At 73.6% G+C, this 26,529-nt stretch carries 24 protein-coding genes and 1 tRNA gene; 18 read left to right on the forward strand and 7 right to left on the reverse strand.

What is annotated here, in order from left to right; translation table 11 throughout:
* Positions 1-57: 57 nt before the first annotated feature.
* The 6 genes from fdh (at position 58) to ACTOQ2_RS39695 (ending at position 7,649) form a co-directional block, all read left to right on the forward strand.
* Positions 58-3,225 carry a formate dehydrogenase gene (gene fdh, locus ACTOQ2_RS39670; RefSeq protein WP_440106554.1) on the forward strand — a complete coding sequence of 1,056 codons (3,168 nt, stop codon included), beginning with the start codon at positions 58-60 and terminating at the stop codon, positions 3,223-3,225.
* Positions 3,218-4,009, forward strand: coding sequence for a 4Fe-4S dicluster domain-containing protein (locus tag ACTOQ2_RS39675; RefSeq protein ID WP_440106510.1), 792 nt, complete (start codon positions 3,218-3,220; stop codon positions 4,007-4,009). The genes fdh and ACTOQ2_RS39675 overlap by 8 nt, the downstream gene beginning before the upstream one ends.
* A 118-nt stretch (positions 4,010-4,127) precedes the next feature.
* Positions 4,128-5,129: an NrfD/PsrC family molybdoenzyme membrane anchor subunit gene (nrfD, locus tag ACTOQ2_RS39680; protein WP_440106512.1), complete on the forward strand. Its 1,002-nt coding sequence runs from the start codon at positions 4,128-4,130 to the stop codon at positions 5,127-5,129.
* Positions 5,130-5,230: 101 nt separating this feature from the next.
* Positions 5,231-5,545 carry a YciI family protein gene (locus tag ACTOQ2_RS39685; RefSeq protein ID WP_440106556.1) on the forward strand — a complete coding sequence of 105 codons (315 nt, stop codon included), beginning with the start codon at positions 5,231-5,233 and terminating at the stop codon, positions 5,543-5,545.
* A 56-nt stretch (positions 5,546-5,601) separates the two neighbouring features.
* The gene (locus ACTOQ2_RS39690) at positions 5,602-6,840 is read left to right on the forward strand and encodes an RNA polymerase sigma factor (protein WP_440106514.1); all 1,239 of its coding nucleotides are present in this window, start codon (positions 5,602-5,604) and stop codon (positions 6,838-6,840) included.
* A gap of 173 nt (positions 6,841-7,013) precedes the next feature.
* Complete coding sequence (locus tag ACTOQ2_RS39695) at positions 7,014-7,649, forward strand: maleylpyruvate isomerase family mycothiol-dependent enzyme (RefSeq protein WP_440106516.1); 636 nt, start codon at positions 7,014-7,016, stop codon at positions 7,647-7,649.
* 161 nt (positions 7,650-7,810) lie between these two features.
* Here the strand turns inward: ACTOQ2_RS39695 and selD are convergent, their stop codons facing one another.
* The gene (selD, locus tag ACTOQ2_RS39700) at positions 7,811-8,824 is read right to left on the reverse strand and encodes a selenide, water dikinase SelD (protein ID WP_440106518.1); all 1,014 of its coding nucleotides are present in this window, start codon (positions 8,822-8,824) and stop codon (positions 7,811-7,813) included.
* 85 nt (positions 8,825-8,909) lie between these two features.
* Here selD and ACTOQ2_RS39705 point away from each other — a divergent pair.
* The 5 genes from ACTOQ2_RS39705 to fdhA all read left to right on the forward strand — a co-directional run bounded on the left by ACTOQ2_RS39705 (position 8,910) and on the right by fdhA (position 12,938).
* Positions 8,910-9,003: transfer RNA gene (locus tag ACTOQ2_RS39705), tRNA-Sec, on the forward strand.
* A 13-nt stretch (positions 9,004-9,016) separates the two neighbouring features.
* On the forward strand, positions 9,017-9,463 hold the full coding sequence (locus ACTOQ2_RS39710) for a hypothetical protein (protein ID WP_440106520.1): 447 nt from the start codon (positions 9,017-9,019) through the stop codon (positions 9,461-9,463).
* Entirely contained in the window at positions 9,456-9,584 is a 129-nt protein-coding gene (locus ACTOQ2_RS39715; RefSeq protein ID WP_440106522.1) for a hypothetical protein, read from the forward strand. Before ACTOQ2_RS39710 ends, ACTOQ2_RS39715 begins: the two co-directional genes overlap by 8 nt.
* Positions 9,584-11,497 carry a SelB domain-containing protein gene (locus ACTOQ2_RS39720; protein WP_440106524.1) on the forward strand — a complete coding sequence of 638 codons (1,914 nt, stop codon included), beginning with the start codon at positions 9,584-9,586 and terminating at the stop codon, positions 11,495-11,497. The genes ACTOQ2_RS39715 and ACTOQ2_RS39720 overlap by 1 nt, the downstream gene beginning before the upstream one ends.
* 223 nt (positions 11,498-11,720) lie before the next feature.
* Positions 11,721-12,938 (forward strand): formaldehyde dehydrogenase, glutathione-independent, encoded by a 1,218-nt coding sequence (fdhA, locus tag ACTOQ2_RS39725; RefSeq protein ID WP_440106526.1) that lies wholly within the window; start codon positions 11,721-11,723, stop codon positions 12,936-12,938.
* A 104-nt stretch (positions 12,939-13,042) separates the two neighbouring features.
* On the opposite strand, the gene ACTOQ2_RS39730 is transcribed toward fdhA, so the two are convergent.
* Positions 13,043-13,555, reverse strand: a complete 513-nt coding sequence (locus tag ACTOQ2_RS39730) for a ribosomal protein L7/L12 (protein ID WP_440106528.1) — start codon at positions 13,553-13,555, stop codon at positions 13,043-13,045.
* A gap of 268 nt (positions 13,556-13,823) precedes the next feature.
* On the opposite strand from ACTOQ2_RS39730, the gene ACTOQ2_RS39735 reads away from it, so the two are divergent.
* The 5 genes from ACTOQ2_RS39735 to ACTOQ2_RS39755 all read left to right on the forward strand — a co-directional run bounded on the left by ACTOQ2_RS39735 (position 13,824) and on the right by ACTOQ2_RS39755 (position 19,242).
* On the forward strand, positions 13,824-14,933 hold the full coding sequence (locus tag ACTOQ2_RS39735; protein ID WP_440071947.1) for a BMP family ABC transporter substrate-binding protein: 1,110 nt from the start codon (positions 13,824-13,826) through the stop codon (positions 14,931-14,933).
* Between the two features lies 1 nt (position 14,934).
* Positions 14,935-16,608, forward strand: coding sequence for an ABC transporter ATP-binding protein (locus ACTOQ2_RS39740; protein WP_440106530.1), 1,674 nt, complete (start codon positions 14,935-14,937; stop codon positions 16,606-16,608).
* Complete coding sequence (locus ACTOQ2_RS39745) at positions 16,605-17,804, forward strand: ABC transporter permease (RefSeq protein ID WP_440106532.1); 1,200 nt, start codon at positions 16,605-16,607, stop codon at positions 17,802-17,804. The genes ACTOQ2_RS39740 and ACTOQ2_RS39745 overlap by 4 nt, the downstream gene beginning before the upstream one ends.
* Positions 17,801-18,715 carry an ABC transporter permease gene (locus ACTOQ2_RS39750; RefSeq protein WP_440106534.1) on the forward strand — a complete coding sequence of 305 codons (915 nt, stop codon included), beginning with the start codon at positions 17,801-17,803 and terminating at the stop codon, positions 18,713-18,715. The genes ACTOQ2_RS39745 and ACTOQ2_RS39750 overlap by 4 nt, the downstream gene beginning before the upstream one ends.
* A 74-nt stretch (positions 18,716-18,789) precedes the next feature.
* Positions 18,790-19,242 carry a VOC family protein gene (locus ACTOQ2_RS39755; protein WP_440106537.1) on the forward strand — a complete coding sequence of 151 codons (453 nt, stop codon included), beginning with the start codon at positions 18,790-18,792 and terminating at the stop codon, positions 19,240-19,242.
* A gap of 142 nt (positions 19,243-19,384) precedes the next feature.
* Here the strand turns inward: ACTOQ2_RS39755 and ACTOQ2_RS39760 are convergent, their stop codons facing one another.
* Entirely contained in the window at positions 19,385-19,768 is a 384-nt protein-coding gene (locus ACTOQ2_RS39760; RefSeq protein ID WP_440106540.1) for an ArsR/SmtB family transcription factor, read from the reverse strand.
* Positions 19,769-19,879: 111 nt separating this feature from the next.
* Here ACTOQ2_RS39760 and ACTOQ2_RS39765 point away from each other — a divergent pair, with 111 nt between their 5' ends.
* Together ACTOQ2_RS39765 and ACTOQ2_RS39770 are read left to right on the forward strand one after the other, a co-directional pair.
* The gene (locus tag ACTOQ2_RS39765) at positions 19,880-20,137 is read left to right on the forward strand and encodes a DUF1918 domain-containing protein (RefSeq protein ID WP_440106542.1); all 258 of its coding nucleotides are present in this window, start codon (positions 19,880-19,882) and stop codon (positions 20,135-20,137) included.
* A gap of 87 nt (positions 20,138-20,224) precedes the next feature.
* On the forward strand, positions 20,225-21,202 hold the full coding sequence (locus ACTOQ2_RS39770) for an aldo/keto reductase (RefSeq protein WP_440106544.1): 978 nt from the start codon (positions 20,225-20,227) through the stop codon (positions 21,200-21,202).
* A 115-nt stretch (positions 21,203-21,317) separates the two neighbouring features.
* On the opposite strand, the gene ACTOQ2_RS39775 is transcribed toward ACTOQ2_RS39770, so the two are convergent.
* The 4 genes from ACTOQ2_RS39775 to ACTOQ2_RS39790 all read right to left on the reverse strand — a co-directional run bounded on the left by ACTOQ2_RS39775 (position 21,318) and on the right by ACTOQ2_RS39790 (position 26,185).
* Entirely contained in the window at positions 21,318-24,692 is a 3,375-nt protein-coding gene (locus tag ACTOQ2_RS39775; protein ID WP_440106546.1) for a BTAD domain-containing putative transcriptional regulator, read from the reverse strand.
* 164 nt (positions 24,693-24,856) lie between these two features.
* Positions 24,857-25,138, reverse strand: coding sequence for a hypothetical protein (locus tag ACTOQ2_RS39780; RefSeq protein WP_440106548.1), 282 nt, complete (start codon positions 25,136-25,138; stop codon positions 24,857-24,859).
* A gap of 163 nt (positions 25,139-25,301) precedes the next feature.
* Positions 25,302-25,823, reverse strand: a complete 522-nt coding sequence (locus tag ACTOQ2_RS39785) for a hypothetical protein (protein ID WP_440106550.1) — start codon at positions 25,821-25,823, stop codon at positions 25,302-25,304.
* Positions 25,820-26,185 carry a hypothetical protein gene (locus tag ACTOQ2_RS39790; protein WP_440106552.1) on the reverse strand — a complete coding sequence of 122 codons (366 nt, stop codon included), beginning with the start codon at positions 26,183-26,185 and terminating at the stop codon, positions 25,820-25,822. The genes ACTOQ2_RS39785 and ACTOQ2_RS39790 overlap by 4 nt, the downstream gene beginning before the upstream one ends.
* Between the last annotated feature and the right edge of the window lie 344 nt (positions 26,186-26,529).

Consider the following 26,529-nt stretch of genomic DNA (forward strand, 5'->3'; position numbering starts at 1 on the left):
GCCCCGAAGGTGACACGGGGGAGAGGGATCTCCCGCTGGCCGGTGATCCGGCAGCTCATGGGAGAGGACGCCAGGGGCGACGCCGCGCGCTCGGCGCGCACCGACGCGCTGCGGCCCCGCACCGAGGAGGCCGACAGCGTCGCGCGGTCGATCTGCCCGTACTGCGCGGTCGGCTGCGGCCAGCTGGTCTACGTCAAGGACGGCCGGGTCACCCAGATCGAGGGCGACCCGGACTCGCCCATCTCGCGCGGGCGCCTGTGCCCCAAGGGTTCGGCGAGCAAGCAGCTGGTCACCCATCCCGGCCGGCAGACGCGCGTTCTCTACCGGCGGCCGCACGGCGCCGACTGGGAGCCGCTCGACCTCGAGACGGCGATGGACATGATCGCCGACCGGGTGGTGCGGACCCGCAGGGAGACCTGGCAGCAGGAGTTCGAGGGCAGGACGGTCCGGCGCACCATGGGCATCGCGAGCCTGGGCGGGGCGACGCTGGACAACGAAGAAAACTACCTGATGAAGAAGCTCTACACTGCCCTCGGCGCGATCCAGGTGGAGAACCAGGCCCGTATTTGACACTCCTCCACCGTCCCCGGTCTGGGGGCCAGCTTCGGGCGTGGCGGTGCCACGGACTTCCAGCAGGATCTGGCCGAGTCCGACTGCATCGTCATCCAGGGCTCCAACATGGCCGAATGCCATCCGGTGGGGTTCCAGTGGGTGGTCGAGGCGAGGGCGCGCGGGGCGAAGGTGTTCCACATCGACCCGCGCTTCACCCGCACCAGCGCGATCGCCGACCGCCACCTGCCGATCCGCGCGGGAAGCGACATCGTGCTGCTCGGCGCGCTGATCAACCACGTGCTCGCCAACGAGCTGGACTTCCGCGAGTACGTGCTGGCCTACACCAACGCCTCGGCGATCATCTCCGAGGACTTCAGGGACACCGAGGACCTGGACGGGCTGTTCTCCGGCTTTGACCCCGAGACGCGCGCGTACGACCCGTCGAGCTGGGCGTACGAGGGCGGCGAGGGCAGGGTGGAGGAGGCGGCCGGTGCCGGCGGCGAGCACGGCGAGCACCTGGAGGGCGGAGCACGGCACGCCGAGGTGGCGGGCCCGGAGCAGTACGGCTCCGGCGGCGCCGCCGCGCCGTCGAGGCCGCCCACGGACCCGACGCTGCGCCACCCGCGCTGCGTCTACCAGATCCTGCGGCGGCACTTCGCCCGCTACACCCCGGAGACGGTGGCGGAGCTGTGCGGCATCTCCCGGGAGAGCTTCGCCGAGCTGGCCGAGGCGATCACCGCGAACTCGGGCAGGGAACGCACCACCGCCTGGGCGTACGCGGTCGGCTGGACCCAGCACACCGTGGGCGCGCAGTACATCCGCACGGCCTCGATCCTGCAGCTGCTGCTGGGCAACATCGGCCGCCCCGGCGGCGGCATCATGGCGCTGCGCGGCCACGCCGGCATCCAGGGCTCCACTGACATCCCCACCCTGTTCAACCTGCTGCCGGGATACCTGCCGATGCCGCACGCCCACCGGCACGAGGGGCTCGACGACTACCTCGCCAAGACCGGGGCCGACACCGGCTTCTGGGGCAGGAAGCGCTGCTACATGGTGAGCCTGCTCAAGGCGTGGTGGGGCGACGCCGCCACCGAGGAGAACGACTTCCGCTTCGACCACCTGCCGCGCCTGACCGGCGACCACGGCCACTTCACCACCGTGATGGGACAGATCGACGGCACCGTGAAGGGCTACTTCGTGGTGGGGGAGAACCCGGCGGTCGGCTCCTCGGGCGGCCGGGCCCAGCGCCTGGGCCTGGCCAACCTCGACTGGCTGGTGGTGCGGGACCTGACCCTGGTGGAGACGGCCACGTTCTGGAAGGACGGCCCCGAGCTGGAGACCGGGGAGACGCGCACCGAGGACATCGCCACCGAGGTGTTCTTCCTGCCCGCCGCGAGCCACGTGGAGAAGGACGGCACCTTCACCAACACCCAGCGGCTGCTGCAGTGGCGGGAGAAGGCGCTGGAGCCGCCGGGCGACTGCCGCAGCGACCTGTCGTTCTACTACCACCTCGGCAAGCGGATCAGGCGGCTGATGACCGGCGACGAGATCGACCGGCCGGTCCGCGAGCTGACCTGGGACTACCCTGAGGAGGGCGAGCACGCCGAGCCGTCGGCGCGGGCCGTGCTGCGCGAGATCAACGGCACCGGCCCCGACGGGCGGGCCCTGTCGGCCTACACCGAGCTCAGGCCCGACGGCTCCACCCGGTGCGGCTGCTGGATCTACTGCGGGGTGCACGCCGAGGAGGTCAACCAGGCGGCCCGGCGCAGGCCCGCCGGCGAGCAGAGCAGGGTCGCGCCCGAATGGGGCTGGGCCTGGCCCGCCAACCGGCGCCTTCTGTACAACCGGGCCTCAGCCGATCCCGAGGGCCGCCCGTGGAGCGAGCGCAAGGCCTACGTGTGGTGGGACCCCGACAAGGGAGAGAGGGGGCAGTGGACCGGTCTCGACGTGCCGGACTTCGAGAGGGACAAGCCGCCCGGCTACCTGCCGCCCGAGGGTGCCCTGGCCGAGGCCGCGCTGGCCGGGACCGACCCGTTCATCATGCAGCCCGACGGCAAGGGCTGGCTGTTCGCTCCTGCGGGCCTGGCGGACGGGCCGCTGCCCGCCCACTACGAGCCGCACGAGTCGCCGGTGCGCAACACGCTGTACGGGCAGCGGGCCAACCCGGCGCGCCGGACCTACCTGCGTCCCGAGAGTCCCTACAACCCGCCGGGCTCGCCGCGCTTCCCGTACGTGCTCACGACCTATCGGCTCACCGAGCACCACACTGCGGGGAGCATGAGCCGGCCGCTGGCCTACCTCGCCGAACTGCAGCCGGCGCTGTTCTGCGAGGTGTCGACGGCGCTCGCCGCCGAGCTGGGGCTGGTCAACGGGGGCTGGGCGACGATCGTGACGTCCCGTTCGGCGATCGAGGCCCGCGTCCTGGTGACCGGGCGCGTCCGCCCGCTGCGCCTGCAGGGCAGGACGGTCCACCAGATCGGCCTCCCCTACCACTGGGGCTGGGGCAGCGGCGGCCTGGTGACCGGCGACGCCGTCAACGACCTGACGCCCCTCGTGCTCGACCCGAACGTCTACATCCAGGAGAGCAAGGCCATGACCTGCGACCTGCGGCCCGGCAGGCGTCCCGTGGGCGGGGCGCTGCTCGACCTGATCGAGGAGTACCGCGATGGCTGAGCGGATGGGGTTCTTCACCGACACGAGCATCTGCATCGGGTGCAAGGCCTGCGAGGTCGCCTGCAAGGAGTGGAACGACGTCCCCGACGACGGGTTCGTCTTCCGCGCCACCTCATACGACAACACCGGCGGCCTGGGGGCCGAGACCTGGCGCCACGTGGCCTTCATCGAGCAGCCGGGCGGCGGGAACGGCGGAGACGGGGGCGAGGGCATCGAGGGATGGCTGATGTCGTCGGACGTGTGCAAGCACTGCACGCACGCCGCCTGCCTGGACGTCTGCCCGACCGGGGCGCTGTTTCGCACCGAGTTCGGCACGGTGGTGGTGCAGGCCGACGTCTGCAACGGCTGCGGCTACTGCGTGCCCGCCTGCCCGTACGGCGTGATCGACCGCAGGGAGCGCGACGGCCGGGCGTTCAAGTGCACGATGTGCTACGACCGCCAGCTCGGCGGGCTGGAACCGGCCTGCGCCAAGGCCTGTCCCACCGACTCCATCCAGTTCGGGCCGCTGGACGAGCTGCGGGCCCGCGCCGGGGAACGGGTGGAACGGCTGCACGGCGAGGGCAGGCCGCAGGCCCGCCTGTACGGGGCGAGCCCCGACGACGGCGTGGGCGGGGACGGGGCCTTCTTCCTGCTGCTCGACGAGCCCGAGGTGTACGGCCTGCCGCCCGACCCGGTGGTCACCACCAGGGATCTGCCCGCCATGTGGCGCTGGGCGGCCGGGGCGGCGCTCTCCATGGCCGCAGTGGTGGCGGTGTCCTTCCTGGGCGCGGGAAAGGACCGGTGATGGGCGGGGACGGGATCCCTCCCGGCCGGGCTCTTCTCGCCGGGGGCGGGGAGAGATCGGTGACGCGTCCGTTCGACGGCCGCGCAGGGGGACAGGGACAGGGGCGGGGGTGGTCGCGGTGAGGCGCGGCGAGGAGGCGATGGTGCCCGAGGCCGAGTTCCGCTCCTACTACGGGCAGCCGATCATCAAGGCCCCGATCTGGCACGAACCTCACATGCCGCTCTACCTCTACCTGGGCGGAACGTCCGGTGCCGCGTCGGTGATCTCCGCCGTGGCGACGCTCACCGGGCATGACCGGCTCGCGCTCACCGCCAGGGTGACCGCGGCCGCCGGTGCCGCGGCCGGTGCCGGTTTCCTGGTCGCCGAGCTCGGCAGGCCGGAGCGGTTCCTCAACATGCTGCGCGTGTTCAAGCCCACCTCGCCGATGAGCGTCGGCTCCTGGCTCCTGGCCGCCCACAGCGGCCTGACGGCCCTCGCGGCCGCCTCCGCGCTCGTCGCCGGCCGGTCCTTCCCGCGGATCCCCGTCCTTCCGGTGAGGGGCGCCCGTGCCCTGGCCGCCCTCGGTGACGCGGCCGCCCTGGCGGCGGTGGTGACCGGGCCGCTGATGTCGACGTACACCGCCGTGCTCGTCGCCGACACCGCGGTGCCCGCCTGGCACGAGGCCCACCGCGAGCTGCCTTTCCTGTTCGCCGGGAGCGCGCTGGCCGGGGCGGGCGCCGCGGGCATGCTGACCACCCCGCGCCGCGAGGCGGGCCCGGCCCGCGTCACCGCGGTGCTGGGCGCCGCCGTCGAGACGGTCGCGGGCGCGGTGATGGAGCACCGGCTCGGCCTGGTCGGCGAGCCGTACCGGCGGGGCGGGCCGGGCCGCCTGATGCGGACGGCCCGCGCCCTCACGGTGGGCGGCGCCCTGCTCGCCACGGTCGCCGGGCGCGGCAGCGCCCTCGGCGCCCTCACCGCGCTGTCCGGCCTCGCCCTCACCGCCGGTGCCGTCTGCACCCGCTTCGGTGTCCTGGCCGCGGGCAAGGCCTCGGCCGCCGACCCCAAGTACACGGTGGTGCCCCAGCGGGAACGCCTGGAGGCGGGCAGGACCGCCCGGGCCCAGGCGGGCGAGAAATCCTGAGCGACGGCGTCCTTTCCCGGTGCTCCTGTTCGTCGGGTCGGTGAAAAGGCACCATGGGGGCGGCCCGCGAAGGGCCCCGAGAAGGAGGACGCGTGAAGTACATGCTGTTGATCTGCGGTGACGAGTCCGCGGCGGCCCACGCCATGGACGGTTGCGGCGGATGGTCGGAGGAGATGGAACGCCGCGGGGTGCTGCGGGGCGCCGCCGGGCTGCGGCCACCGGCCGACGCCACGACCGTGCGGGTGCGCGACGACGCGGTCCTGCTCTCCGACGGCCCGTTCGCCGAGACCAGGGAGCAGATGGGCGGGTTCTGCATGATCGAGTGTGCCGATCTCGACGAGGCCATCGAGATCGCCTCGAAGCACCCGGCCTCCGGCTACGGCTCGATCGAGATCCGGCCGCTCCTGCCGTCGTGACCGGGCGCGGAGTGACGGGGGCCGGTGCGACGGGGACCGGAGTGACGGGGGCCGGTGTGACGACGGAGGTCGAGGCGGCGGTCGCCCAGGCGTTCCGGGACGAGTGGGGGCAGGTCGTGGCGACCCTGATCCGGGTCACCGGCGACTGGGACCTCGCCGAGGAGTGCGCGCAGGACGCCTTCGCGCTGGCCCTGCGGCGCTGGCCCGAGGACGGGGTTCCGCGCAGGCCCGGCGCGTGGCTCACCACGGTCGCGCGCAACCGGGCCGTCGACAGGTTGCGCCGTGAGGCGGTCGGCGCCGCCAAACTGCGAGAGGTGGCCGCGATGTCGTACGAACCCGGACCGGCGTGGGAGGACGACGGCGTGCCGGACGACCGGCTGCGGCTGATCTTCACCTGCTGCCACCCGGCGCTGGCCCTGGAGGCCCGGGTCGCGCTCACCCTGCGCACCCTGGCCGGGCTGACCACCGCGGAGATCGCCAGGGCGTTCCTGGTCGGTGAGCAGACGATGTCCAAGCGCCTGCTGCGGGCCAAGCAGAAGATCCGGCACGCAGGGATCCCCTACCGGGTGCCGCCCGCGCACCTGCTGCCCGAGCGCGTGCCCGCCGTGCTGGCCGTGCTGTACCTGCTGTTCAGCGAGGGGTACTCGGCCACGGCGGGTACCGACCTGCTGCGGCGCGACCTCAGCGCCGAGGCGATCCGGCTGGCCCGCGTCCTGGCGGGGCTGATGCCCGACGAACCGGAGGCGGTGGGGCTGCTGGCGCTGATGCTGCTGCACGACGCCCGCAGCGCCACCCGGCTCGACGCGGCCGGTGACCTGGTCACCCTGGAGGAGCAGGACCGCGCCCTGTGGGACACCGCCGCGATCACCGAGGGCGAGGAGCTGCTCGGCCGCGCCCTGCGCCGCGGCCACCCGGGCCCGTACCAGGTGCAGGCCGCCATCGCCGCCTGCCACGCCACCGCGACCGACGCGGCCGGCACCGACTGGGCCCAGATCGCCGCGCTGTACGGGCAGCTCGCGCGGTTCACGCCGTCCGCGGTGGTGGAGCTGAACCGGGCGGTGGCGGTGGGGATGGCCGCGGGACCGGCCGCGGGGCTGGAGCTGGTGGAGGCGCTGCGGGAGTCGGGGGCGCTGGCCGGATACCACCTGCTGCCGGCGACCCGGGCCGACCTGCTGCGCCGCCTGGGCCGCGCCGCGGAGGCCGCGGACGCCTACCGCGAGGCGCTGGAGCTGGCGGCGACCGACACCGAACGCCGCTATCTCGGCCGCCGGCTCGCCGAGGTCGCCGGTTCGTAGCCCCGGTGTGTTCGTAGCTCAGGGGTGTCCGTTGGTGCCGGGCTCGTTCGTCGGTAGGGCGAGCACCTTCCTGGAATTCCCGGGAATCTGGAGAAGAGGACACCAATGGACATACCAATGGATGCGGCGATCTTGTGCGACGCGGCCGGGGGCACACGACCGGGGGAGCGGCGATGACGGGGACCACGGAGAGCGAGGTCAGGAAGGCCATCGCCGCCGAACGCCGCGACCTGGCGGACGTGCTCGCCGGCCTGCCGGAGCGCAGGTGGGACGAGCCGACCCTGTGCGCCGGGTGGCGGGTACGGGAGGTCGTGGCCCACATGACGATGCCGTTCCACTACTCGGCCGCGCGCTTCGTGATCGAGATGCTCAGGTCACGGGGCAACTTCGCCAGGATGGCCGATCGGTGCGCCCGGCGCGACGCGGTCGCCCTGTCGTCCGGCGAGCTCACCGCACTCCTCAGGGACAACGCGGACTTCGCGTGGAAGCCGCCGGGGGGCGGATTCGAGGGCGCGCTGACCCACGAGGTGATCCACGGCCTGGACTTCACCCTGCCCCTGGGCCTGGACCGGCACGTCCCCGAGGATCGGCTGCGCATCGTGCTGGGGGGCTTCGAGGCGGGGAAGAGCCTGAAGTTCTTCGGGGTCGACATCCGGGGAATCGAGCTGCGCGCCGATGACGTCGACTGGTCCATCGGGGAGGGGACGCCGATGTACGGGGCCGCGCAGGATCTCATCCTGGTCCTGTGCGGCCGGAAGCTGCCGCGGGGGCGGTTGCGCGGCGAGCCGAGCCACCGGTTCGTCGCGTAGCGGCCGAGCGCCACCCGCTCCGGTCGGCCCCAGGCCCGGTTCGCCCCGCTCCGGCCTGCCCCGCCCCGCTTCGGCCTGCCCCGGTCGACTCCGGCCCGCTTCGGCCTGGACCGGGCCGGGCGGGGCCGGCCCCGGGCCGGCCCGGGGCCGAGCCGGGCGGGTCAGCGCAGCCGCAGGGCCCGGCCCTCGCGGGGAACGAGCTCGCCGACGACCGGTGCGCCGGGGATCTCGCCCGCCACGAGCAGGCCGCCGGAGGTCTGGGCGTCGGCGAGCAGCAGCAGGTCATCCTCGCCGAGGCGGCCCGGGTCCAGGTGCGGCGCCACCCACGCCAGGTTGCGGCGGGTGCCGCCGCTGACGTAGCCGTCCCGCACGGCCTCGCGGGCCCCGGCCAGGTACGGCACGGCCGCCACGTCGACCACCGCCGTGACGCCGCTCGCCCTGGCCAGCTTGTAGAGGTGGCCGAGCAGGCCGAACCCGGTCACGTCCGTGGCGCACCCGGCGCCCGCGGCCAGCGCCGCCCGGGAGGCGTCGCGGTTCAGCGTGGTCATCGCGGCCACCGCCTGCGGGAAGACCTCGCCGGTCGCCTTGTGCCGGGTGTTGAGCACGCCGACGCCGAGGGGTTTGGTCAGGGAGATCGGCAGGCCCGCCCGGCCGCCGTCGATGCGCAGCAGCCGTTCGGGATCGGCGAGCCCGGTGACGGCCATCCCGTACTTCGGCTCGGGATCGTCGACGCTGTGGCCGCCCGCCACGTGGCAGCCCGCCGCCCGCGCCACCTCCAGGCCGCCGCGCAGCACCTGTCCGGCCAGCTCCATCGGCAGTACGTCCCGGGGCCAGCCGAGCAGGTTGACCGCCACCAGCGGCTCACCGCCCACCGCGTACACGTCCGACAGGGCGTTGGCCGCCGCGATCCGCCCCCAGTCGTAGGCGTCGTCCACCACGGGGGTGAAGAAGTCGGCGGTGGCCACGATCGCCCGGCCGCCCTCGACGCGGACCACGGCGGCGTCGTCGCCGTCGTCCAGCCCGACGATCAGCTGGCCGTTGAAGCGCGGGGGAGACCCGTCCGCCTCCTCCAGCAGCCCCGCGACGACGGCCTCCAGCTCGCCGGGCGGGATCTTGCAGGCGCAGCCGCCCCCGTGCGCGTACCGGGTCAGCCGCTCCGCGATGGTCTCCGTCATGCCGCGTCCTCCCTGGTGGATCGGCGCGCCGCCGTCCGGCACGCCGTCCCGGTGCACGTACCCGCTCGCGGGTATGTTCTCCCCCGGAGGTGTACGGGCGCCTGGTGGCCCCCGCGGTCTTCAAAATCGTCGAGGCCGAGGTCCTCGGCCTGGCGGGTTCGATTCCCGTCCGCCTCCGCTTATGTTCGAAGAGTGGATCCACGCAGGCTCGTGCCGCGCACCGACGCCGTCCTCGCCGACCCGCGGCTGGTCGCGGCGGCCGGGCGGCTCGGGCGGGCGGTCGTCAAGGACGCCGTGGTACGGGCACAGCGGTGCGCACGCCAGGGCGGGCTCGATCCCGGCCAGGTCGCGGACGCGGCCGTGGCGGAGCTTCCTGCGTACCCGGCGAGCCTGCGGCCGGTGATCAACATGACCGGGGTGCTGGTCCACACCAACCTGGGCCGCGCGCCCCTGTCGGACGCGGCGGTGCGGGCCACGGCCGCCGCGGCGGGTCACACCGACGGGGAGTTCGACCTGGCCACCGGAGCCCGCGCCCGCCGGGGGCGGGGCGCGATGGACGCGCTCGCCCGGGCCGTGCCCGCCGAGCGGGACGGCGACGTGCTGCGGGCCGTTCTCGGGGTGGGTGACCGGCGTGGGTGACCGCCGGTCCGGGATGGTGCCCGGTCTCACGCAGAGCGTCGACGCCGTGCCCTGGATCGACAGGGCCACCGGCCGGCTGCTGACCGGCCGGTCGGCGCGTGCGGCGTGGGCGGGCGGCTGATGCACGTCGTGGCCACGGCGGGCCATGTCGATCACGGCAAGTCCACCCTGGTGCGGGCGCTCACCGGGATGGAGCCCGACCGGCTGGCCGAGGAGCGGCGCCGGGGGCTGACGATCGAGCTCGGTTACGCCTGGACGGAGCTGCCGTCGGGGGAGCGGCTGGCCTTCGTCGACGTGCCCGGTCACGAGCGCTTTCTCGCCACCATGTTGGCCGGGGTCGGTCCCGCGCCCGCCGTCATGTTCGTGGTGGCGGCCGACGGGGGGTGGATGCCGCAGTCGGAGGAGCACCTGGTGGCGCTGGAGGCCCTCGGGGTGCGGCACGGCCTGCTGGTGGTGACCCGCGCCGATCTCGCCGACCCCGCCCCGGCCGTCGAGCGGGCCCGGGCCCGCCTGGCGGCGGCCGGCCTGGGCGGGGCCGAGGCGCTGGCGGTGAGCGGGCGCACCGGGCAGGGCCTCGACGAGCTGCGGCGGGCGCTGGACCGGCTGGTGGCCGCGCTGCCCGTACCCGATCCCGGGGCGCCGGTGCGGCTGTGGATCGACCGGGCGTTCACCGTACGCGGCAGCGGGACGGTGGTGACCGGGACCCTGCCCGCGGGCACGGTCAGCGCCGGGGACGAGCTGGACCTCGACGGCGTGCCCGCGCGGGTACGGGCGCTGGAGTGCCTGAAGGAGCCGGTGACCTCGGTGACCGGCGTGGCCAGGGTCGCGCTCAACCTGCGCGGCCAGCGCGCCGCCGGGCGTGGCCTGGCCCTGGTCACCCCGGGCGGGTGGACGTACACCGACCTGGTCGACGTGCGCCTGAGCCCGGCCGGATCCGCGGGCGGGGGGCCGTGGGGACCGTGGGGGCCTGGCGGCCCCGGGGCGGGCGGCTTTGGGGGCGGGGACCCGTGGCGGCCGGGGGGATCCCGGGAACGGGGCCTTCCACCGCCCGCCGGGGGCTGGGACGCCGGTGACCTGCCGGGACGGCTGACCGCGCACATCGGTTCCGCGGCGGTGGTGTGCGCCGTACGGCCGCTCGGCGGGCGGATCGCCCGGCTGCGCCTGGCCGGACGGCTCCCCCTGCACGCGGGCGACGTGCTGCTGCTGCGCGACCCCGGGCGCGGCCGGGGCGAGGTGCGGGTCCTCGCGCGGGCGAGCGTGCTCGACCCGCGCCCGCCGGGGCTGCGCCGCCGGGGCGCGGCACGGGAGCGGGCGGCCGAGCTGGCGGAGGCCCCGCCGGACGCCGCCTCCCTGCTGCGGACCCACCTCCTGCTGCGCACCGGCGACCTGGCGGCCATGGGGTGTGCCCGGGGAAGACCTGTGTGCGGCGACTGGCACGCCGATCCGGCGCACTGGTCGAGGCTGGCGGAGCGTCTTGCCGAGGTGGTGCGGCGCCACGCCTCGGCGTATCCGCTGGAGCCGGGCATGCCGGTGGAGGCGGCCCGTCACGAGCTCGCCCTGCCCGAGCGGCGGCTGGTCGAGGCGCTCGTCCGCCCGCCGCTCGCCCTCGGCGCCGGGCGGATCGTGAGCGGCCCCGCCGGCCGCGCGGCGCTGCCCGCGCCGGTCGTCCGGGCCGTCGAGCGGCTCGGCGCCGAGCTGTCCGCGCGCCCCTTCCTGGCGCCGGAGGCGGGCCGGCTGGCCGAGCTGGGGCTGGGGCCCCGCGAGCTGGCGGCGGCCGTACGGGCGGGGGCGCTGCTGCGGGTGGCCGAGGGGATCGTGCTGCTGCCCGGTACGGACGTCCTGGCGGGACGGCTGCTCGCCCGGCTGCCGCAGCCGTTCACGGTCAGCCAGGCCAGGCAGGCCCTCGGCACCAGCCGCAGGGTCGCGGTGCCGCTTTTGGAACACCTCGACCGCAGGGGGCTCACCGAGCGGGCCGACGAGGTCCACCGCTACTGCCCGGCCCGTGCCGGGCGGCGGTCCCCGGTACCACGCTGATCATCAGGTTCGCCGGGGGCGTCCCGGAGAGGCGTGGCTCCCCGATGCCGCCATGACCAGCAGGTATATGGTGAAAAAAGGTGAGAAATCGTCTTTGTTCGGACTCGGTGGTCACAGTCCTTCCCCTTACGCCCCTCACGCCCCTCACGTCCCCTCGCGAACGATGACCGCCCGCTCCGTCGGCGTCGCGCGGAAGGGCACCACGAGGAGACAGGAGGACGTCATGCCGAGCAACAAGGTCGTCACGTACCAGGGGCCGGGCAAGGTGGAGGTCCAGGAGACCGACTATCCCGGGTTCGAGCTCAAGGAGGGGCCGGGGGTGCCCCCGGCCAACGTGGGCCGCAAGGTGGCGCACGGTGCGATCGTCAAGACCGTCGCGACGAACATCTGCGGCAGTGACCAGCACATGGTCCGTGGCCGCACCACCGCGCCCCTCGGGCTCGTCCTCGGCCACGAGATCACCGGCGAGGTCGTCGAGACCGGCCCGGACGTGGAGTTCACGAAGGTGGGCGACCTCGTCTCGGTACCCTTCAACATCGCCTGCGGCCGCTGCCGCAACTGCAAGGAGGGCAAGACCGGGATCTGCGAGAACGTCAACCCCGAGCGGCCGGGCGGGGCGTACGGCTACGTCGACATGGGCGGCTGGGTCGGCGGGCAGGCGCAGTACGTCCTGGTGCCCTACGCCGACTGGAACCTGCTGAAGTTCCCCGACAGGGACCAGGCGATGGAGAAGATCCTCGACCTGGCCATGCTCACCGACATCTTCCCGACCGGCTTCCACGGCTGCGTCACCGCCGGGGTGAGGCCCGGATCGACCGTCTACATCGCCGGCGCGGGACCGGTCGGGCTCGCCGCGGGCGTCTCGGCGTTCCTCCTCGGGGCGGCCGTGGTCATCGTCGGCGACCTGAACAAGGAGCGCCTGGAGCAGGCCCGCAGCTTCGGCTGCGAGACCGTCGACGTGTCGCGGGGCGAGCCGAGGGACCAGATCGAGCAGATCCTCGGCGAGCCCGAGGTCGACTGCGGCGTCGACGCCGTGGGCTTCGAGGCCCGCGGCCACGGCGGCGACTCCGCCAGGGAGCAGCCCGCCACCGTGCTCAACTCGCTCATGGAGGTCACCCGCGCGGGCGGCGCGCTCGGCATCCCCGGCCTGTACGTGACCGGCGACCCGGGCGCCCACGACGAGGCGGCGCAGCGGGGGGCGCTGTCCATCCGGCTCGGCCTCGGCTGGGCCAAGTCGCTGGCCTTCGGCACGGGCCAGTGCCCCGTGATGCGCTACAACCGCTACCTGATGCAGGCGATCCTGAACGACAGGGTGCAGATCGCCAAGGCGGTCAACGCCGTGACGATCCCGCTGGAGCGGGCGCCCCAGGGGTACGCGGACTTCGACCAAGGCGCCGCGTCCAAGTTCGTGCTCGACCCTAACGGCATGCTCGGCGCGTAGGCGAGACGGATCATGCCCGGGCCGAGCCAGATCAGGCCGAGGGTGACGGCGTGCGCGTCGAGACGGCCGGGCAACCACAGGAGGGGGAGGGCACTCGGGAGGGCTCAGAGGGCGTCGACGAACAGCTCGGCCTCGTGCTCGCCCATGCCGGTCTCGCCGCGCACCAGGTAGATCGCCTGCTCGGCGCGGCCGGCGGCCTTGAGCTCGCGCACGCGAGTGGCCAGGTCGGGGCCGGTGACAGCGGCGGCACCCGCGGCACCGGCACCCGGCGTGACCATGGGACGGGCGGGGCGGAAACCGCCCATGAGGGGATGGCTCCACATGTCGTGCCCCGCGGCCACGGCGTCGACGATCGCCTTGGACTCCTTCAGGCCGAGCCCGGTGTACTGGCGCAGCTCCTTGATCGCCTGAATCTTGCGGCCCTGGCGCGTCAGGCCGGTGACGGTCTCGTACAGCCCCTGGGGCATCGACGGCGTCGGCGGCGCGATGGGCGCCCGGCCTCCGGAGGCCGCACGGCCGCCCTTCCCGGCCGCCTTGACGGCACCGACGACGATCGCCAGGACCACCGCGAGCAGGGCGGCGATGATCAGCAGCTCAACGGGCCCGAGGTTCGGCATGCCCGCATCGTACGCCGGATCCACGCGGGTCGTGCGGGGCGGCGGCGAGCCGGAGCGGGAGGTTTTCCGGCCGGGGCCCGCCGCCGGGAGTTCTCCCTCCACCGGCGGGCGGTGAACACGACGGACGGCGACGGCTGTTAAATGGCAGCGTCCACATGGCAGCGTCCCGACCTGCCCGCAGCAAGCCCGTACCCCCATTCCCGCGACCAGGGTTCGTTCCCCACCCGCGCCCCGTGGGCGGCGCGCGCATCAGATCGAGAGGATCGTCATGGCCGCATTCCATCGAACGGGCCGGGTCACGGCCGCGCTGACCGCCTTTCTCGCCTCGGTGGCGCTGGCCGGGTGCGCGAGCGGCGACGCCACGGCACCCCGGGCCGCTACCCCCGCCCCGGCCGGCACCGGAGCGAAGACGGACGGCGGCACCGTGCTCGCGGGCCAGCCGGACGTCAACGGCGACGGCAAGGTCGTCATCGGGGTGCTGAGCCCCGGCGACATCAACGACAAGGGCTACTACCAGAGCTTCGTCGACACGGCGGAGCGGTTCGCCACCTCGAAGGGCTGGACGATCATCAAGCGCGGCGGCGTCAACCCCAGCGAGGCGCTCAACGCCGCGCGGGCGCTGTGCCGGCAGAAGGTCGACATGGTGGCCCTGGGCGCCGCGGACCTCAGGGACGCGATCCCCGCCTCCGAGGAGCCGGCGTGCGCCGGCACCGCCTGGTACGTCCCCTCCTCCGACAACGTCCCGCAGACCCCGAGGATCATGCTCTCCACCGACGAGGCGGACCAGAGCCTGCTGGCCGCCGGGTACGCGGCGGGCCTGCTGATGAAGGAGAAGGGCATGACCAAGGCCGGGTTCGTGACCGGTCCCGAGGTCGACTTCACCACCGCGGCGGCCAGGGCCTTTCGGGCGGGCATCCGGCTGGTGGTCCCCGAGGCCACGCTGACGGTCACCTACAGCGGCGACCTCAACGACTCGGCCAAGGCCAAGGAGGCCACCCAGGCCCAGATCAGCCAGGGCGTCAAGGTCGTCTACCCCTACCTGGGCGGGGCCACCGACGCGTCGGCGGAGCTGGCCGACGCCAACGGCGTGCTCACCCTCACCCCGGGCACCGACCGGTGCGCCTCCACCGCGCCCACGTTCGACATCTCGGTGCTCTTCAGCCCCGGAGACTACTTCGGGGCCGCGCTGGAGGACTTCGCCGAGGCGAAGCTGCGGATGGGCGTGGAGAAGGTCTGGAAGCTCGGCGTCGACCCGTTCCCCACCGTGAGGATCTGCGAGCCCACCCCCGAGCAGGAGGAGAGGCTGAAGACGTTCATCGCCGACGTCGGCAGCGGGAGGATCGACCCCAAGGCGGAAGTGAAGAGGCTCGGTTCCTGACGTGACGGACGACGAAAGGGCGAGGGACCTCACCCCGCCGCCGGTGCCCGCCCTCCGGCTGCGGGGAGTCAGCAAGAGCTACGGTCCAGTCGTCGCCTGCGACGCCGTGGACCTCACCGTCCACCAGGGCGAGATCCACGGCCTGCTCGGCGAGAACGGGGCCGGCAAGTCGACGCTCATGAAGATCCTGACGGGACTCGTCCAGCGGGACGCCGGAACCGTCCTGCGCCATGACGAGCCCGTCGAGATCGGCGGTCCGAGGCAGGCCGCGGCGCTCGGCATCGGCATGGTGCACCAGCACTTCAGCCTGGTCGACCCGCTGACGGTCTGGGAGAACGTCATCCTGGGCGACACCGGGAAGATCGACAAGGCCGTGGCCCGCGACCAGGTACGGGAGATCTCCCGGCGCTACGGCCTGCCGGTCGATCCGATGGCCAGGGTGGCGTGGCTCTCCGCGGGCGAGCGGCAGCGGGTCGAGCTGATCAAGTGCCTGCGCCGGGACCCGGCGGTGCTCATCCTCGACGAGCCGACGTCCGTGCTGACCCGGGCGGAGTCGGCGGAGCTGTTCGGCGTGCTGCGCCGCGCGGTCCGCTCGGAGAACCGCGCGGTCATCCTGATCAGCCACAAACTGGACGAGATCACCACGGCCACCGACCGGGTGACCGTGCTGCGCAGGGGAAAGGTCGTCTTCCGGAGCGCCACCGCGGAGACGGACCCGCGGGAGCTGGCCCGGCGGATGGTCGGCAGGGAGGTCTCCCTGGGCGCCGAGGCCGCCGCCCTCGGCCTGCTGCCGACCGGCCCCCTCGGGACACGCGGGTCCGCGACCGGGAAGACCACGGCGAACGAGACGGCGAACCAGACGGCGAACCAGACGGCGACCGGGGAGCACGGAACCGGTGAGGCGGACGCGAGGAGGACGGGGATCCCGGTGCCCACGCCCGCGCTGCGGCTGCGCGACCTGACCCTCACCCTCGACGGCGTGCCCGTCCTGTCCGATCTCAGCCTGGACGTCGCCCCCGGTGAGATCGTCGGCCTGTACGGGGTCGAGGGCAACGGCCAGTCGGCCCTGGGCGACCTGCTGTCCGGGCTCGTCGTACCGGACTCCGGGTCGGTCGAGATCTCCGGGCGGCCGGTCGATCCGCACCGCCCGGGGGCGCTGCACGCCGCCGGGCTCGGCGTCGTGCCGGAGGACCGGCACGACTCCGGGCTGGTGCTGGACATGAGCGTCGCCGAGAACCTGGTCATGAAGTCGCTGGACGCCGTGAGCGGCCGGGTCTTCCTCGACCGGGGAAAGGCACGCGCCGTGGCCCGCCGCCTGGTGGCCGAGTTCGGCATCGTCACCCCGTCGACGGACACCCCGGTGCGCGACCTGTCGGGAGGCAACCGGCAGCGGGTCGTGCTCGCCCGCGAGCTCTCGGCACGCCCGGCCGTCCTGGTCGCGGCACGGCCCTCGCACGGGCTGGACGTGGGCGCCACCGAGGACGTGTACCGGCGGCTGCGCGACGTCGCGGCGGAAGGGGCGGCCGTGCTGCTGATCTCCACCGAGCTGGAGGAGGTCATGACGCTGGCCTCCAGGATCGCGGTGATCTCGTCGGGAAGGATCACCGGCGTCCTGCCCGCGGGGGAGGCCACAGCCGAGCGGCTCGGAATGCTGGTGGGCGGGGTGGCCGCGTGAACGGAACCCCCCGAAGCCCCGGCCGGAACCCCGGCCCGGACCCGTCCGGCCGCCGCCTGCTCGCCCTCCTCGTCCCCGGTCCCGGCGCGCCGGGACGGCAGACCGGCCTGGCGACCGTCGCGGGCGTGGCCGTGGCGCTCGCCCTGTCGTCGCTGCTGATCGCCGTGACCGGCGGCTCCCCCCTCGCGTCGGTGCGGGCCCTCTTCCAGGGCAGCGTGGCCGACCCGGCGGCCTGGACCTCCACCCTGCTGTACGCGGCGCCGCTGCTGCTCGTCGCCGCGGGCGCGTGCGTCAGCGCCAGGTCCGGCGTGTTCAACATCGGCCAGGAGGGTCAGCTGCTCGTCGGCGCCCTCCTCGCCGCCTGGGTGGGCCTGCGCCTGGCGGTCACCGGCCCGGCGCTGCTGGTGGCCGTGCTGGCGGCCGCCGCGCTGGCCGGTGGCGCGTGGGCCGCTCTCAGCTCGCTGATGTACCGGCTGCGCGGCGTCGACGTCGTGGTCAGCACGCTGCTGATGACCTTCGTCGCCCAGCAGCTCGTCGCGTTCGCGGTGAACACGCCGTGGCTGCTGCGGGAGTCGCGGGTCGGTGACGCCGTCGTCGCGCCGCAGTCCAACCCGCTGCCGGACAGCGCCCTGCTCGCCTCGATCGGGGAGTACCCGGACCTGCAGGTCAACGGGGGCCTGCTGATCGCGGTGGCCGGGGCCGCGATCGTCGCGACGGTGATCGCCCGCACCCGGTGGGGGTTCCGGCTGACCATGCTCGGCCTCAACCCGCTCGCCGCCAGGCACGCCGGGGTACGCTCCGGCGCGCTGGGCGGCGCGGCGCTGGCCGTCTCCGGCGCCTTCGCCGGGCTGGCCGGGGCCGTGCTGCTGACCAGCCCGGTGGGCGTCCACCGGCTGCAGCCCGGCATGGCGATGAGCATCGGCTGGGACGGCCTGCTGGTCGCCCTGATCGCCCGCAACCGGCCGTTGCCGGCGATACCCGTCGCCCTGCTGTTCGGCGTGCTGCGCTCCGGCGGCGGCTTCCTCGCCGCGACCGGGGTGCCCCCGTTCGTCGTGGACGTGGTCAAGGCCCTGCTGGTGCTGGCCTTCGTCGCCCCGCCCGCCGTCATCGCCGTGCTCCGGCACCGCGGGAGCGGCGTCCGCGCCGCGCGCGCCGGGCACCGCTCCGCGCCCGTCGCGGAGGGGGCCACCCGATGATCGCCGCGGACGACGTCTCCACCATCCTGTCCAGCGGGGTACGGCTCACCGTGCCCCTGGCCTTCGCGGCGTGCGGGGAGTATCTCGCCGAGCGGGCCGGTGCCATGAACATCTCCGTCGAGGCGATGATGCTGGGCGCCGCGTTCGGCTCGGTCGCCACGGCCAGTGCCACCGGCAGCGCCACCGCCGGGCTGGTCGCGGGCGTGCTGGTCGGGCTCCTGGTCGGTCTCGTCCACGGCAACCTCTCCCACCGCCTGGAGATCAACACCTTCGTGGCCGGCCTGGTGCTCAACGCCCTCGTCCTCGGGCTGACCGGCTACCTGATCACGATCAGTGACTTCGACTCCCACCAGGTGTCGCAGGTCAGCGTCCCCTGGCTGCGCGACATCCCGCTGATCGGCGCCCCGCTGTTCGTCGAGCGCTGGCCGGTCTACCTGCTGATCGTCATCGTCCCGCTGACCTGGTGGCTGGTCGAGCGCAGCAGGTGGGGCCTGGAGCTGCGGGCGGTCGGCGAGCATCCGAGGGCCGCCGACGCCACCGGCATCCGGGTCAACGCGCGCCGCCGCCAGGCACTGCTGTGGTGCGGCGCGCTGGCCGGGCTGGGGGGTGCGTACCTCGCGGTCGGCGAGGTCGGCTCGTTCAACCAGAACATGACGGCCGGTCGTGGGTACATCGTCATCGCGGCGGTGATTTTCGGCGGCTGGCGACTGGGACGCACCCTGCTCGGCTGCGCGCTCTTCGGCCTGGCCGACGCCCTGCGCCTGGCGCTGCCCGCGCTGGGCCTGACGCTGAACTCACAACTGCTGATAGCGGCGCCGTACCTGGTCGCGCTGCTCGCGATGCTGCTCTTCACGAACCGGCGCCGCGAGCCGGGAGCGCTGGGACGGCCCTTCGAACGGGGCTCCACCTGAGGGTCCCGGACACCGGCGGCCGGCCGGGTCGGCGCACACCGCCCGGATCGGCCCCAAGGAAGTGGAGGATCCTCATGAGTGATCTGACCCGGGCGCGGTGGACGCATGTCGCCCTGCCCACGGGCGATCTCGACGAGGCGATCGCGTTCTACACGTCGCTGACGCCGCTGGTGGTCGTCGAGCGCTTCCAGGACGCCGAGGGGGAGAGCGCCTGGCTCTCCAACGAGGGGCAGGCCGAGACCCCGATGGTCCTGGTGCTCGTCTCGTTCGACAAGGACAGGGGCGGGCGGCTGGGGCTGCTGACGCCGTTCGCGCACCTCGGCATCGAGGTGCCCGAGCGCGCCGACGTCGAGGAGATCGCCGAGCGGGCGCGCGAGCTGGGCCGCCTGCACTGGGAGCCCCGCGACATGCCCGGCCCGGTCGGCTACGTCTGCGCCCTGAAGGACCCCGACGGCAACGTCGTCGAGATCTCCCACAACCAGCGGGTCTTCGCCACGGTGCGCAGGTTGTGGGCGGACCCCTCCTGAGCGGGGAGATCCGGATCCCGCTTCCGGGGGAGGGTGCTCGCGGTGGGGAGCCCGACGGGGGCATGGGGGCGAGGGGGAGCTGGACGGGGCAGGAGGAGGCCGAGGGGGAGTCGAGGGGGCCGAGAGGGGAGTTGGGCGGAGGTCAGGGGCCGTGCCCGGCCACGCCCGGGGCCGGGGCCGGTGGGTTCTCCGCCTCCCTGAGGCGACGTTCCCGCCTTCCCCGCGCGATCTCGGTGCCCAGGGCGTCGAGGTGCTGGTTCCAGAAGTGCCGGTAGCGGTCGAGCCACCGGTCCACCTCCCGCAGCGGGGCGGGGTCGACGGCGTACAGCCGCCGGGTCCCCTGGGCGCGTACCGTCGCGAACCCGTTGTCGCGCAGCACGCGCAGGTGCTGGGAGACGCCGGGCTGTGAGATCCCGAACTCCTCCTGCACCACGGCGCTGATCTCACCGGCCGCCAGCTCGCCGTCGGCGAGCAGCTCCAGGATCCGGCGCCGGACCGGATCGCCGAGAACGTCGAGCGCGTGCATGACCTCACTGTCTCAGGATCGGCTTATATAAGTAAAGTCTGAAGCCTGCGAGGCCCTCCAGCTGACCTCGCCGTGCTCCTGACCTGGACGAATGCGCCACGGAGTGATGGCATGGAAGGGGAGGACGGCCGGAGAGCCGGCACCCTGCTGATCCAGCTGATCCAGGAGGCCACAGTGAAGGCAACCGTAGGCGACAAGTTGATCGTGGAAAGCGCCCACGACGGCGCTCCCCGCAAGATCGGATTCATCATCGAGCTACGCCACGAGGACGGGAGCCCGCCCTACGTGGTCCGCTGGGAGGGCGACGAGCACGAAAGCCTCGTCTTCCCCGGTCCCGACGCCCACGTGATGCCGAGCGTGCCGGGGTAGGCCCGGGGCCGTGCCGCGAGTCCCGCCTGCCTGCCGCACCCGGGTGCCGGTGATTCCCGCCGCGTCGTGCGGGCTACGATCGCTGATGTGGAACAGCGCGAATTGGGAAGAACAGGCAGGCGGATCGGTGTCGTCGGGCTCGGCGCGTGGCAGCTGGGGGCCGACTGGGGTGAGGTCGGCGAGGACGAGGCCCTGGCCACCCTCGACGCCGCCGTGGACGCCGGGGTCACCTTCGTCGACACCGCCGACGTGTACGGCGACGGGCGCAGCGAGCAGATCGTCTCGCAGCTGATCAAGGCCAGGCCGGGGCTCACCGTGGCCACCAAGATGGGCCGCCGCGTCGCGCAGGAGCCGTCGGCCTACACCCTGGACAACTTCCGGGCGTGGACCGACCGCTCCCGCGCCAATCTCGGCGTCGACACGCTCGACCTGGTGCAGCTGCACTGCCCGCCCACCCCGGTCTACGCGACCGACAGGGTCTTCGACGACCTCGACATCCTCGTTCAGGAGGGCCGCGTGGCCGCCTACGGGGTGAGCGTGGAGACCTGCGACGAGGCGCTGACCGCGATCGCCCGGCCGGGCGTGGCCACCGTGCAGATCATCCTCAACGCCTTCCGGCTCAAGCCGCTGGAGAGGGTGCTCCCGGCGGCGGCCGAGGCCGGGGTCGGCATCATCGCCCGCGTCCCGCTGGCCAGCGGCCTGCTGTCCGGCAAGTACGACGAGTCCACCGTCTTCGGCGCCGACGACCACCGCACCTACAACCGGCACGGCGAGTCCTTCGACGTCGGCGAGACCTTCTCCGGGGTCGACTTCGCCACCGGCCTGGAGGCGGTCCGCCGCCTGGCCCCGCTGGTGCCGCCGCAGGCCACCATGGCGCAGTTCGCGCTGCGCTGGATCATCGACCAGCCCGGCGTCTCCGTGGTCATCCCCGGTGCCCGCAACCCCGGGCAGGCCCGCGCCAACGCGGCCGCCGCCGCCGTGGACCCGCTGCCCGAGGCCACCCTCGCGGGCGTGCGGGAGATCTACGACGAGCTGATCCGCCCGCAGGTCCACCAGCGCTGGTGACCCGCCGGCCGGTCCGGCGGCCGAGGCGGCCCGGCACAGGCCGGAGCCGCTGGGAGACGACAGGCTGGCGCGGCTGAAGGAGCGGGCTGGAACGGCCGGGAGCCGAGGGGCCGGATCAGCTCAGGCGGGCCAGCAGCCGCAGGCTCCGCTCCTCCAGGTAGGCGAGGCCGAGCCGCCGGTGCGTCTCGGCCGCCTCGCGGGCGTGCTCCCGAGCCCGGCCGGCGCGGCCCAGCCGCGCCGCCAGCTCGGCGAGGACCAGGTGGGTGGAGCCCCACGCCGCGCTGCCCGTCCCGGAGACGATCAGCTGGTCGGCGTACGGGGCGAGCCGGTCGTACAGCTCCTCCGGGTCGGGGACGCCGAGCCGGGCGGCGACCAGGCCCCAGACGGGAACGAGGAAGTCGGCGATCCAGTCGTCCGCGATCTCGGTGCCCCAGCGGGCGACCAGCTCGCGGGCGAGATCCGGACGGCCGGAGTCGAGGGCGGCCAGCACCGCGATCGGGCGCAGCGGCGCCAGTGACGGGTCCTCCGCAGAGGAGAGCAGCCCGTCGAGGGTCTCCGCGACCCGGCCACGCCCCCGGTCGCAGGTGAACGTCGTCAGCCGCAGCCGGAACTCCTGCCCCCAGAGGCTGGAGCCGTACCGCATCTTCCCGAAGCGGGTGACGAGGGACTCCGCGTCCGCCCAGCGGCCCTCCAGGGTGCACCTGGCGGTCTGGGCGATGCGGACCATGGCCTCCAGCTCGGGCCGGCGCACCTCCTCGATCAGCCGCTCGCAGCGGGCCAGGTCGAGATCCCAGCCGGTCAGGTCACCGGCGCGCAGCAGGCAGGCCATCCGGAAGACCCGGGCCACCAGCTCGGTGGCGCGCGGCAGGCGGGGCAGGGCCAGCATCTCCTCCGCGGCCCGCAGCCGCTCCGGGTTGCGGCCGGGCACCCAGCAGGCGAGCAGGTAGTTGTTCAGGGTGCGAGCCAACAGCGCGGGATCGCCAAGGCCGCGGGCGATCTCCACCGCCCGCGCCGCGTGCCGCTCGCCCTCGGCGCGGCGCGGCCCGTAGTGCAGCTCCACGGCCAGGGTGCCCAGCAGCGCGGCCCGGTCGCGGTCGTCGAGCGGCCCGGCCAGCAGGTCCTCCAGCACGGCGACCATCGCGGCGTCGACCACTCCGTACGGGCGCCACAACCACAGGGCGAGCCCGCCGGAGACGGTGATCGCGGAGATCAGGGCATCCCTGTCGCCCAGCCGCAGGGCCAGCTCGATCGCCTCGTCCAGGTCCCGGCGGGCCGCCGCGGCGTCCCCCACCGTGCGGCGGGCCTGCCCCAGCTCGGTCAGCAGCGCGCACCTGGCCCTGCCGCCGCCGCCGCCGCCGCCGTCGTCGTCGCCGCCGTCGGCCGGCAGCGAGCTCAGGGCCAGCTCCCACAGCTCGACGGCCTCGGTGTACGCGAGCTGGGCCGCGGCCCGCCCGGCCGCGCGGGAGGCGTGTTCCACCGCCTTGGCCGCGCCGCCGACCCTGGCGGCCGCGGCGAAGTGGTGGGCCAGCGTGGCGGGCTCGGTGCCCGGCCTGGTCTCCAGGCACTCGCCCGTACGCAGGTGCAGCCGGGCCCGCGCCAGGCGGCCGAGCCCGGACAGCAGCGCGTCGCGCACCAGGGCGTGGGAGAAGCGGTAGTCGGGGCCGCCGGGCGGTTCGGCCAGCAGCCCGCTCGCCACCGCCGGTTCCAGCAGGGACATCACCCGCTCGGCGGGGATGCCGGTGACGGCTTCGAGCACGTCGACCTCCACCTCGCGTCCGGTGACCGCCGCCGCCCGCAGCAGCTCCCGCGTCTCCTCGGGAAGCCTGGCCGCCCGGCGTTCGATGACGTCGCGCGCCCCGGAGGGCAGCCCGGCCGCCAGGCACCGCTCGCTCTCGCGCAGGCGCAGCAGCTCACCCAGGTAGAAGGGGTTGCCGCCGCTCCGCTCCAGCAGCACGTCGACCAGCCCGGGATCCTCGGGGATCCGCCGCAGGCGCAGGTACGACGACACGTCTCCCGCGCCGAACGGGGCCGGTTCCACGCGTACGGTCCCCGGCTCCCTCGACAGCGCGCCGAGGGTGTCGCGCAGCTGCGCGGGATGGTCGCCGGGCTCGGGCCGCAGCGTCGCCACCACGAGCACCGGGTGGCGGGCCAGCTCGCCCGCGACGAAGGCCAGCAGCCGCAGCGAGGAGGCGTCGGCCCAGTGCAGGTCTTCCAGGACCACCAGCAGCGGGCCGCCGGTGGAGGTCAGGGTCGTCACCACCCGCTCGTACAGCTCGAACAGCGCGGCGTCGGGGTCGGAGGCCGATGACGCCGCCTCGCCGTGGAACGGGCTCGCCCCGCCGCACTCGCGCAACACCTGGATCCAGGGGCGGAACGCGGGTGCCGCGCCGTCCACGCAGCGCCCCCAGGCGACCCGGAAACCCCGTCCGGCGGCCTCGTCGGCCGCGGCCCGCGCGAGCCGGGTCTTGCCGATCCCGGCCTCCCCGGTCACCAGCAGCACCCCGCCTTCCCCGCGCCGCGCCGAGGCCAGCCGCTCGGCCACCAGGCGCAGCTGCGTCTCCCTGGCGACCAGCGTCTCACCGGCCACGAGGTGCCCGGCCCCGGCCTCGTCTCCCGTCACGGCCGGGACAGAGGCCGGGGCGAGCGGGACGGGCGCGGCGGAAACCGGGAACGGACCCGCATCGGGAAGCGGGCCGGAAGCGACGCCGTGGGTCTCCAGCTCGGCGGCCTGCTCGAACACCGCCCGCTCCAGGCGCCGCAGCTGCGGCCCCGGCTCGATGCCGAGGTCGTCGGCGAGCAGGGCGCGGACCCGGCGCAACGCGGCGAGCGCGTCGGCCTGCCGGCCGGCCCGGTACAGAGCCAGCACCAGCAGCCCCCAGAGCCGCTCCCGGTAGGGGTGGGCCTCGGCCAGGGCCTCCAGATCCGGCACGCAGGCGCCGCCCTCGCCCAGCGCCAGCCGCGCCTCGAACCCGTCCTCCACGGCGGTGGCCCGCAGCTCGCGCAGCCGCGCGACGGCGGGCCGGGCGAACCCCTGACCGGCGAACTCGCCCAGCGGCTCACCCCGCCACAGGCCCAGCGTCTCCTCCAGCACCCGGAGCGCCTCCCCGTGGTCGCCGCGCGCCAGCGCCCTGCGGCCCTCCTGCGCGCCCGCCGCGAAGCGCGCCAGGTCGACCTGGCCGGGAGTGACGGCCAGCAGGTAACCCGGCTCGCGGGTGAGCAGCACTCCCGGCGGCGTGCGCGGCCTGCGGCCGGGCTCCAGCACCCTGCGCAGGTGCGCGATGTAGGCCTGCAGGGTCCTCGTCGCGCCGGAGGGCGGCTCGCCCGCCCACAGCTCGTCGATCAGGCGGTCCAGCGAGACGACCCTGCCCGGCTCCAGCGCCAGCATCGCCACCAGGGCACGCTGCTTCCTGGTGCCGAGGTCGAGCGGGGCACCGGTCTCGCCGGCGACCTCCAGCGGGCCGAACAGCCGGAAGGTCAGGCTCGTCGGCATGCGTCCTCTTTCCTCATGGCAGCCGGAAGCCTACGTTCCCCCACCGTCATTTCCGCTGTCGTCTCCGAAGTGCGCAAGCGAAACAGGAGCCCGCACGTCAAGGACCGAACAGGCGGGACCCACGGGACCCAACTGACGAAAGAACGCGGTGGCCCGGCGAGTGATCACGCCTTGGTGTAGCTGTTCTTGGCGCCGGGCGGGAAGTAGTCGGGGTCGCCCGTCTCGCGGAGGTGGACGACCGGGGGTTGCCTCGCCGGAGGGACGTAGTCGGCGAACTCGCTGTTGAGGCGGCGCAGCTGGGCGAGGATCGAGCGGCCGATCGCCTGGGCCGTCTCGTCGGCGCCGCGCAGGCCCGGCGCCGGCTCGACGGTCACCGTCAGATGCCGGTCGCGCTCGGCGTCCTCGGTCACCTCCAGCGCGAACTTGCCGGTCACCAGGGTGTTCACCTCGGGCTGCTCCAGGCCGATCGCGATGTTCTCCGGTTACAACGTGAGTTAAAGCTGAGATTTTCGGACGTTGGCTTTGCCGTTGATTCCCCGGAATGTTTAGGTCGTCGGTCTGGGTGGCGTTCGCCGAGCGATCGTCTGTGGATGAGATCGACTTTCCGGCTCAGTCGAACAGGTCGGCCAGCACCGCACGCGCTCGCGGGGAAACTTCTTCACCAGGAAAGAACTGCTCACACAGACGGAGCGCGTCCTCCGATGACGCGATGCCAGCGAGACCGGCCAGGTGCCGGAGGTCGTCCACATCACGTGTACGGGCAGCCATCGCCTTCATCGCGAAGATGTGTTCCGGCGAAGCCGCCATCACACGTAGCCCCGGATGGTCGAAGACCCGCCGCTTCCCCGGGTCGTCCTTGCCAGAGATATAGACACTGGCCTGCTCGTTCAACCACCAGGGGGGCAGGTCGAGGTCCTCGGCTACCCGACGGGCCTCCTCCAGCACCACTCCATGCGGCACGAAGAGTGCATCGACGTCGCGGGTGACTCTGACAGCGTCGTAGGCGAGTGCCATTGCGGCCCCATCGACTACAAAGAGATCCGCTACGACACCACGGCGCACCAAACGCTCTCCCAGCACCGTGAACGCATGCTCAAGCTCAGCCCGGCCGAGTAGTCCGTCGTCGCTCACGCGGCCTCTAGATCTTTGCTCGAAAGGTAGACGCCGTGCTTGCGGAATGCCGCCGGCGCCCAGACGAGAGCGTCAGTTCGCTGGCTGGCCAGTTCCGCCGGGAACCAGGGGCGCCGCAACACTCGCAAAGCGGTCCATGGAGGTGGGGCAAGATCATATTTGGCGGCGAGGTGTTCGGCGAGAGCGGCCAGAAGCGCATCCCATCGTTCGTCGCCCACGGGTTCAGGTTCTGTCTGCAGCAACGACGGCTGAAGGCTCGGCGACTCCCAGCGGTATTCCTCAAGGAACTCCCATACAAGCTTCCACCGGATCTTGTCGCTGGTATTCGCCGCCAGGCGCGGGGCAAGGTCGGAAAGTGCCATTGGGTGGTAAACCATCCTCTTCCCCTTCCGCTCGCACTTGGTTCGATGCTATCGCCTTCGACCATGCGATTCAGGCTCACGGACTTGTCAGCCGGTCGGCCACATTTTGCCGTCAGCTGATCTTGAAGGATGCCGTTGAGATAGCCGTCGACGTTCTGGTTGCAGGAGATCGGCCCTGTATTCCGTTGGCTCTCGGCGAGCGGGGTGGGGGAGGGCCAAAGCAGCCCCGCATCCCGTTCACAGACCGGTACTCCCCTGTCTGCTGTACGGGTACACGTTGGCGCCGTAGTAGGAGACCGTGAAGTGGCCGCGGCCGAAGACGTAGGCGAACGGCAGGTCCGGTC

This window comes from Streptosporangium sp. H16, assembly GCF_051918855.1.
Lineage (GTDB): Bacteria > Actinomycetota > Actinomycetes > Streptosporangiales > Streptosporangiaceae > Streptosporangium.

Excerpts from the sequence above, each read along its gene's own strand:
- ACTOQ2_RS39675 (WP_440106510.1), top strand. The coding sequence starts at position 3,218 with ATGGCTGAGCGGATGGGGTTCTTCACCGACACGAGCATCTGCATCGGG.
- ACTOQ2_RS39685 (WP_440106556.1), top strand. The coding sequence starts at position 5,231 with ATGCTGTTGATCTGCGGTGACGAGTCCGCGGCGGCCCACGCCATGGAC.
- ACTOQ2_RS39695 (WP_440106516.1), top strand. The coding sequence starts at position 7,014 with ATGACGGGGACCACGGAGAGCGAGGTCAGGAAGGCCATCGCCGCCGAA.
- selD (WP_440106518.1), bottom strand. The coding sequence starts at position 8,824 with ATGACGGAGACCATCGCGGAGCGGCTGACCCGGTACGCGCACGGGGGC.
- ACTOQ2_RS39720 (WP_440106524.1), top strand. The coding sequence starts at position 9,584 with ATGCACGTCGTGGCCACGGCGGGCCATGTCGATCACGGCAAGTCCACC.
- fdhA (WP_440106526.1), top strand. The coding sequence starts at position 11,721 with ATGCCGAGCAACAAGGTCGTCACGTACCAGGGGCCGGGCAAGGTGGAG.
- ACTOQ2_RS39730 (WP_440106528.1), bottom strand. The coding sequence starts at position 13,555 with ATGCCGAACCTCGGGCCCGTTGAGCTGCTGATCATCGCCGCCCTGCTC.
- ACTOQ2_RS39735 (WP_440071947.1), top strand. The coding sequence starts at position 13,824 with ATGGCCGCATTCCATCGAACGGGCCGGGTCACGGCCGCGCTGACCGCC.
- ACTOQ2_RS39750 (WP_440106534.1), top strand. The coding sequence starts at position 17,801 with ATGATCGCCGCGGACGACGTCTCCACCATCCTGTCCAGCGGGGTACGG.
- ACTOQ2_RS39755 (WP_440106537.1), top strand. The coding sequence starts at position 18,790 with ATGAGTGATCTGACCCGGGCGCGGTGGACGCATGTCGCCCTGCCCACG.
- ACTOQ2_RS39760 (WP_440106540.1), bottom strand. The coding sequence starts at position 19,768 with ATGCACGCGCTCGACGTTCTCGGCGATCCGGTCCGGCGCCGGATCCTG.
- ACTOQ2_RS39765 (WP_440106542.1), top strand. The coding sequence starts at position 19,880 with ATGGAAGGGGAGGACGGCCGGAGAGCCGGCACCCTGCTGATCCAGCTG.
- ACTOQ2_RS39775 (WP_440106546.1), bottom strand. The coding sequence starts at position 24,692 with ATGCCGACGAGCCTGACCTTCCGGCTGTTCGGCCCGCTGGAGGTCGCC.
- ACTOQ2_RS39790 (WP_440106552.1), bottom strand. The coding sequence starts at position 26,185 with ATGGCACTTTCCGACCTTGCCCCGCGCCTGGCGGCGAATACCAGCGAC.